Source organism: Neoroseomonas rubea (assembly GCF_016106015.1).
GTDB classification, from domain to species: Bacteria; Pseudomonadota; Alphaproteobacteria; order Acetobacterales; family Acetobacteraceae; genus Neoroseomonas; species Neoroseomonas rubea.
This window is the reverse complement of the sequence record NZ_JACADQ010000218.1, coordinates 1-6,895: the sequence shown is the minus strand read 5'-3', so window position 1 is coordinate 6,895 and position 6,895 is coordinate 1. Positions and strand designations below refer to the sequence as shown.

Below are 6,895 nucleotides of genomic sequence, written 5' to 3'. Positions count from 1 at the left end.
AGGCCGCGCCGCTGCACGTGCTCGGCACCGGGGCGGTGGCGGCCGCGACGCGGGATCTCGCCGCCGCCTTCACCGCCCGGACCGGCCGCGCCGTCGCCTTCGAGAACGCCAATGCCGGCGTGGTCGCGCGCCGGCTGCGGGAGGGCGAGGCCGCCGATCTGGTGCTGAACAGCGCGTCGCAGGTCGAACGGCTCGCCGCCGAGGGCATCGTCGATGGCGCGACGCGACGGGAACTGGGCCGGATGCTGATCGGCGCCGCGGTCCGCCAGGGCGCGGCCCTGCCCGACATCTCGACCGAGGCGGCGCTGCGCACGGCGATCCTCGCCGCGCCGATGATCGCGCATTCGGACCCGGCGACGGGCGCGACCGCCGGCACCCACGCCGCGCGGCTGATCGAGCGCCTCGGCATCGCCGAGCAGATGCGCCCGCGCACGCTGGTCTTCCCCGGCGGCGGCGCGGCGGTGCAGGCGGTGGCCGATGGGCGCGCGGCGCTCGCGCTGTCGCAGGTCAGCGAGATCATCGCCGTGCCGGGCGCGGTGCTGGTCGGGCCGCTGCCGGACAGCGCGCAGCTCGTCACCGCCTATCTCGGCGCCGTCCATGCGCGCGCGGCGGATCGGGACGGCGCGCTCGCCTTCCTCGCCCATCTGACGGGCCCGGACGGGCAGGCCCGCTTCCGGGCCGCGGGCTTCGCCACCGGGTGACCCCCCTGGTCGCCTCGCATTCCCGTGCCATGATGCGCACCAAGAACCATCCAAAGGGGAAGGAAACGCACCCATGAACCGCAGGCATCTCCTGGCCGGCGCGGCGGCGCTGCCGCTCGCCGCCATCCGCCCGTCCGAAGGGCGCGCGCAGTCCGGCATCTCGGACGGCGTCGTGAAGATCGGCGTGCTCGACGACATGTCGGGCGTCTTCGCCGACCAGCAGGGCATGGGGGACGTGGTGTCCGCCCGGCTCGCGGTCGAGGATTTCGGCGGCCGCGTGAACGGCATGCCGATCGAGCTGGTGTATGGCGACCTGCAGAACCGGCCCGATGTCGGGCTTTCCATCGCGCGGCGCTGGTACGACCAGGAACGGGTCGATGCGATCTTCGGCCTGGGCAATTCGGCCGTCGCCCTCGCCGTGCAGAACCTGGCGCGCGAGAAGCAGAAGATCGATGTCGTCGTAGCCGCCGGCACGACGGACCTGACGGGGCCGGGCTGCTCCCCCTATGGCGTGCACTGGACCTACGACAACTACGCGCTGGCGCGCGGGACGGTCGGCGCGGTGATGCAGGGTGGCGGGCGGCGCTGGTACTTCATCACCTCCGACTTCGCCTTCGGCCATTCGCTGGAAGCGAACGCGACCGCGGTGATCCGCCAGCTCGGCGGGCAGGTAGTGGGCAGCGCGCGGGCGCCGCTGGGCGAGACCGACTATTCCTCCCACCTCGTGCGCGCCGCGCAGTCGGGTGCGAACGTGGTGGGCATCGCCGCGGCGGGGACGGACTTCATCAACATCGTCAAGCAGATGGGCGAATTCGGCCTGACGCGGCGCGGCATCCAGCCCGCCGCACTGCTCTGCCTGCTGACGAATGTGAAGGCGATCGGGCTCGAGACCGCGCAGGGCATGGTCTTCACCGAGGCCTATTACTGGGATCAGAACGACGCGACGCGCGCCTATTCCGAGCGCTTCGCGCGCATCCATGGCCGCCCGCCGACCATGTTCCAGGCGAGCATGTGGGGGGCCGTGACGCACTACCTCAAGGCGGTGCAGGCCGCGGGCACCGACGCCTCCCAGGCCGTGATGGCGAAGATGCGGGAAATGCCGATCAACGACTTCATGACGAACAACGGCAGCATCCGCATCGATGGCCGGGTCATCCGCGACATGTACCTGATGCGCGCGAAGCAGCCCCGCCAGGCGCGTGGGGAATGGGACCTGCTGGAGGTCGTGCAGACCATCCCGGGCAACGAGGCCTATCGTCCCCTGGCCGAAGGCGGCTGCCCGCTGGTGCGCTGAGGCGCGCGCGGGGGCGCGGGATCAGTCCCGCGCTTCCGCCACCTCGACCACCGGCACGACTTCGACGCGCGCGAGTCCGCTGCGCATCATGTCGAGGTCGCGCGCGATGCGCGGGCTGACATCGAGGATGCGCCCGCGCGTCCAGGGGCCGCGATCCTGAACGCGCCCCACGACGCTGAGCCCGTTGCTGAGATTCGTCACGCGCACGACGGTGCCGAAGGGCAGCGTCCGGTGCGCGACGGTGTCGGATGCTGGGTCGAAGGGCCGGCCATTGGCCATGCGCCGCCCGTTGAAATGCCGCGCGTAATAGGAGGCGACGCCGACCTGGGACGGTCCTGCCTCGCGCATCGCCTCGGAGGACGCGCTGCGGGCATCTGCCTCGGGCATCGGGCCCGCGCATCCGGCGGCGAGCATGCCCAGCAGGAGGGCGGTGCATCCGGCCGCGCGACGCGGCCTTCGGCGGGGGTGCGTGGCGAGGGTGGGGGACCCCATGGGCGCATCTCCGTGGCGATCTTGGCTGCAGGAGCCGTTGGGGGGAGCGCCTTGCGGGGCGCTGGAGGACTCTTCCGGTCGTCGGGTTGTGTAACTCGGGCGAGGTTCAAAGCACGGACCCTCGACCTTGGCAACATCGGGGCAGATCTTGGCAACACTGGGGCAGGCCGGCGCCCGGCATGCCCCATCGTGATTTTTCGCGATTGACCGGATGACTGCCGCGTTAACACTTTTTTCCGCAGCCGTTTTCAGGGATGACTTCTGGCGAATTTCAATATTGATGCCATTGCCAGAAGTATTCGCCGCCCCCGCGGCACCGTGGGGGCGGAGGTGGACAGCCGCCGCCCCAGGGCTTAGTCCCGGCGGCCCGGACGGGACCAGCGAGGCAGGCATGAGCGGCACCAACCAGCGCATCGACGACAAGCGGCTGTGGGACAGCCTGATGGCCATGGCCGAGATCGGCGCCACGCCCAAGGGCGGCGTGAAGCGGCTGACGCTCTCGGATGTCGACCGCCAGGGCCGCGACCGCTTCAAGGGGTGGTGCGAGGCGCTCGGCCTGACGGTGCGCGTGGACGCCATCGGCAACATGTTCGCCCGCCGCGAGGGCCGCGACCCGAAGCGCCTGCCGGTGCTGATGGGCAGCCACCTCGACAGCCAGCCTACGGGCGGCAAGTTCGACGGCGCGCTCGGCGTCATCGCGGGGCTCGAGGTGATGCGCACGCTGCACGACCTCAACATCACGACCGAGGCGCCGATCGAGCTGGTGAACTGGACCGATGAGGAGGGCAGCCGCTTCGGCCATTCGCTGATGGGCTCCGGCACCTGGGCCGGCATCTATCCGCTCGAGAAAGCCTATGGGCTGCGCGACGTGGACGGCGTGTCGGTCTCGGAAGCGCTCGACACGATCGGCTACAAGGGCGAACATGCGGCGAAGCCCTTCCCGGCCGACGCCTATTTCGAACTGCACATCGAGCAGGGCCCGATCCTCGAGCGCGAGGGCAAGCGCATCGGCATCGTCACCGGCGCGCAGGCGCAGGTCTGGTACGACGCGGTGATCATCGGCCAGGACAGCCATGCCGGCACCACGCCGCCATCGGCACGCCGCGATGCGCTGGTCGCCGCGGCGCGGGTCGTCACGCTGGTCGACCAGCTGATGCGCGCGCGGGGGGAGGATGGCCGCGGAACGGTCGGCTTCCTGCAGATCGCGAGCCCCTCCCGCAACGTCGTGCCCGGCGAGGTGCGCTTCAGCGTCGAGTTCCGCCACCCGGCGGACGAGCAGATCCTCGGCCTCGCCGCCAGCTTCCCGGAGGAAGCCGCGCGGCTGGTGGCCGAGACCGGCTGCCGGCTCGACCTGACCGAGCTGTTCCGCATCCCGGCGCAGCCCTTCGACCCGTCCTGCGTCGACCTCGTGCGCCAGGCGGCGCGGCGGCTGAACCTTCCGGCGCGGGAGATCATCTCCGGCGCCGGGCACGACGCCGTCTACGTCGCGCGCAGCATCCCCACGGCGATGATCTTCACGCCGTGCAAGGACGGGCTGTCGCACAACGAGGCCGAGAGCATCCTGCCCGAGGAAGCCGCCGATGGCTGCCAGGTGCTGTTCGAGGCGGTCGTGGCGAGGGCCAACCGCGCGCTCTGACGGCGACGCGGGCGGCAGGCCTCAATAGGCCGGCTGCCCCTCCGTCACCGACACATGCGCGGAGACGACCTTCCAGCCCACGTCCGGAAACCGCACCCAGGTCTGCGACTGCCGCCCCGGCATCTCCCGCCCGCGCATGTCGAACTCCAGGTTCACGGTCGCGATGTCGCGCCCGAGCGTGGTGATCACCAGCTGCCGCCGCTTCAGCTTGATGCCCGGCCCCGGCGGGCGGCGGACGCGGTGCGCGTGGATCTCGTCGAAGCCGTAGCCGTTCTCGTGGATGGCGTAGCGGATCGTCAGCGGGGAATTCCAGAAGGTGGCGTCCAGCACCTCGACATCCTTGTCGATCAGAGCCTGCTCGTAGCGTTCGAACAGGGCGCGGACCTCCTCCACCACCTCGGGGATGTTCACCTCCATCACGCGATCTCCTCCAGGGCCAGGCAGGCGCCGACCAGCAGCGCATCGGCGCCGCGCGCCGCGATCAGGGAAATCCCGACCGGGTGGCCGCCCACCGTCGCGCCGGGAATGCTCACCTGCGGATGCCCCGCCAGCCCGCCCTGGGCACAGAGCAGGTTGATCGTCGCGCGGATCGGCTCGAGCTCCGTCAGCGGCAGCCCGGCCTTCGGTGCCGGGAAGGGCGTGGTCGGCAGCGCCAGCACGGTGCCCGGCGGCAGCAGGCCGCGCAGCCTACCGCGCGCTTCCCGGCGCGTGAGCGCCGCCCAGCCGCGCTCGGCCTCCGGCACCATGGCGCCGAGCACGAGGCCGCGCGCGACATTGAAAGCGAAGCGCGGATTGTCGCGCTCCACCCAGGGGCGGAACGTCTCCCAGGCCTCCACCGGCTGCAACGTGCGCTGCGCGCGCGACCAGGCGGCGAGACCCGGCGGCGCCATCACCTCCTCCCGCCAGTCCGGCACGAGGCGCTTCAGGCGGTCGAGCATCGGCCCCAGCGCCTCGGCGGTCTCCGCATCCGCGATCCCGAACGCATCCGTCGCGACGATCAGGCGCGTGGGCCGCGCGGGCGGCATCTCCTCCCCCAGCAGCACGGCGGACACGCGCGCAAAGGTTGCCGCGTCGCGTGCGAACCAGCCGGTCGTGTCCGAGGTCGGCGCCTGCGGCAGCATCCCCGCCAGGTCGAGCCGCCCATGCGTCGGGCGGATGCCATACAACCCGCAGAAGGAGGCCGGCACGCGCACCGACCCGCCGGTATCCGTGCCGAGCGCCGTGTCGCACAGCCCCTGCGCCACCGCGCTCGCCGAGCCTGACGAAGACCCGCCCGGCACATGCCCCGGTGCCGCGGGGTTCACCGGCGTGCCCTCGAAGGCGTTCTCGCCGAGGATGCCGAGCGAGACCTCGTCGGTGATGGTCTTGCCCACCAGCGTGCAGCCGGCATCGAGCAGCGCCTGCACCGCCCAGGCATGGCGCGTCGGGATGGGGTTCTGCCGCGCCCAGTCCGGATTGCCGCCGCCGGTCGGGTGGCCGGCGACGTCGAACAGGTCCTTGGCCGCGAAGGTCAGGCCCGCGAGCGGGCCGCCCGGACGGCCCTCGATGCGGATGTCGGTGCCGGGAACGAAGGGCGACATGGCGGCTCCTGCGGATTCGCCCCCAGTCTAGAGCCGTTCCCGCTCGCCGTGGCTCACGGTCACGTCTCCAATACTCTGTTTTCGCGAGCATCCTTATCCGTCCAACCGACTCCGTTTGGACGGCTGGTTCTTTAGGCCGAGCCGCGCGCCCTCTCCCACAGCCTGCGCGCGCGCACGACCCGCTCGCCTTCCAGCACCAGCAGCAGCGCCACCGCCGCCCCCGCCACCGCGCCCCATTCCGCGAGACCGAGCCCCGCTGTGCCGAACACCGCCTGCAGGGGCGGCGCATAGGTCAGCACCGCCTGTCCCGCGACCGTCACGCCGAGCCCGAGCCAGAGCGCGGGCGTCGGCGCGCCGCCGCCGAGCAGCCCGCGGCGCCCGCGGCGGACGGCGAACAGATAGGCGATCTCCAGCGCCACGATCGTGTTCACCACCGCCGTGCGCGCCACCTCCTCCGTCCCGCCGCGCGCCAGCACCAGGGCGAAGACGCCGAAGGACGCCGCGGCGGCCAGCGCCGAAACCAGCAGGAAGCGCCAGAGCAGGAAGCCCGTCAGCAGCGGCCGCCGCGGGTCGCGCGGCGGTTCCGCCATCACGCCCGGCTCCGTCGGCTCGAAGGCCAGCGCCATGCCCAGCGCCGTCGCGGTGATGGTGTTGATCCAGAGCACCTGCAGCGGCGTCATCGGCAGGGCGAGGCCGAACAGCACCGCGCCCGCGATCACCAGCGCCTCCCCGCCATCGGTCGGCAGGTTCCACACGATCACCTTGCGGAGGTTGTCGTAGATCGTGCGCCCTTCCCGCACCGCCGCGGCGATGGAGGCGAAGTCGTCATCCGCCAGCACCATCTGCGCCGCCTGCTTGGCCGCCTCCGTCCCGCGCCTTCCCATGGCGATGCCGATATCGGCGCGTTTCAGCGCCGGCGCGTCGTTCACCCCGTCCCCGGTCATGGCGACGACGGTGCCGTCGCGCTGCAGCGCCTCGACCAGCAGCAGCTTCTGTTCCGGGCTGACGCGGGCGAAGACGTCGGTGTCGCGGACCGCCGCCGGCCAGGCCTCGGCGGGCAGGGCGGCCAGCGCCTCCCCCGTCATCGCGCGCGGCGCGGCGGCGATGCCGAGTTCGGCCGCGATCGCCGCCCCCGTCGCGGCGTGGTCGCCGGTAATCATCACCACGCGGATCCCTGCCGCGCGGCATTCCG

General features: G+C 72.0%; 7 protein-coding genes. 3 read left to right on the top strand and 4 right to left on the bottom strand.

The window, feature by feature from the left end; genetic code table 11:
• Together HW577_RS17465 and HW577_RS17460 are read left to right on the top strand one after the other, a co-directional pair.
• Positions 1–701, top strand: a 701-nt coding sequence (locus HW577_RS17465) for a molybdate ABC transporter substrate-binding protein (protein ID WP_198377427.1), incomplete at its 5' end; no start/stop codon positions are given.
• Positions 702–774: 73 nt separating this feature from the next.
• Positions 775–1,995 carry an ABC transporter substrate-binding protein gene (locus tag HW577_RS17460; protein WP_198377426.1) on the top strand — a complete coding sequence of 407 codons (1,221 nt, stop codon included), beginning with the start codon at positions 775–777 and terminating at the stop codon, positions 1,993–1,995.
• A gap of 21 nt (positions 1,996–2,016) precedes the next feature.
• Here HW577_RS17460 and HW577_RS17455 read toward each other — a convergent pair whose 3' ends face one another.
• A complete protein-coding gene (locus tag HW577_RS17455) occupies positions 2,017–2,382 on the bottom strand; it encodes a septal ring lytic transglycosylase RlpA family protein (protein WP_198377425.1) in 366 nt (121 codons plus the stop codon).
• Positions 2,383–2,878: 496 nt separating this feature from the next.
• Between HW577_RS17455 and HW577_RS17450 the strand changes: the two genes are divergently transcribed.
• Positions 2,879–4,123 carry a Zn-dependent hydrolase gene (locus HW577_RS17450; RefSeq protein WP_198377424.1) on the top strand — a complete coding sequence of 415 codons (1,245 nt, stop codon included), beginning with the start codon at positions 2,879–2,881 and terminating at the stop codon, positions 4,121–4,123.
• A 21-nt stretch (positions 4,124–4,144) separates the two neighbouring features.
• On the opposite strand, the gene hpxZ is transcribed toward HW577_RS17450, so the two are convergent.
• The 3 genes from hpxZ to HW577_RS17435 form a co-directional block, all read right to left on the bottom strand.
• Positions 4,145–4,540, bottom strand: coding sequence for an oxalurate catabolism protein HpxZ (gene hpxZ / locus HW577_RS17445; protein WP_198377423.1), 396 nt, complete (start codon positions 4,538–4,540; stop codon positions 4,145–4,147).
• Positions 4,540–5,703 carry an amidase gene (locus tag HW577_RS17440; protein WP_198377422.1) on the bottom strand — a complete coding sequence of 388 codons (1,164 nt, stop codon included), beginning with the start codon at positions 5,701–5,703 and terminating at the stop codon, positions 4,540–4,542. Before HW577_RS17440 ends, hpxZ begins: the two co-directional genes overlap by 1 nt.
• Positions 5,704–5,834: 131 nt before the next feature.
• Positions 5,835–6,895, bottom strand: a 1,061-nt coding sequence (locus HW577_RS17435; RefSeq protein WP_198377421.1) for an HAD-IC family P-type ATPase, incomplete at its 5' end; no start/stop codon positions are given.

Bases quoted from the DNA above. Each gene is read 5' to 3' on its own strand.
- HW577_RS17460 (WP_198377426.1), top strand. From the start codon at position 775: ATGAACCGCAGGCATCTCCTGGCCGGCGCGGCGGCGCTGCCGCTCGCC.
- HW577_RS17455 (WP_198377425.1), bottom strand. From the start codon at position 2,382: ATGCCCGAGGCAGATGCCCGCAGCGCGTCCTCCGAGGCGATGCGCGAG.
- HW577_RS17450 (WP_198377424.1), top strand. From the start codon at position 2,879: ATGAGCGGCACCAACCAGCGCATCGACGACAAGCGGCTGTGGGACAGC.
- hpxZ (WP_198377423.1), bottom strand. From the start codon at position 4,540: ATGGAGGTGAACATCCCCGAGGTGGTGGAGGAGGTCCGCGCCCTGTTC.
- HW577_RS17440 (WP_198377422.1), bottom strand. From the start codon at position 5,703: ATGTCGCCCTTCGTTCCCGGCACCGACATCCGCATCGAGGGCCGTCCG.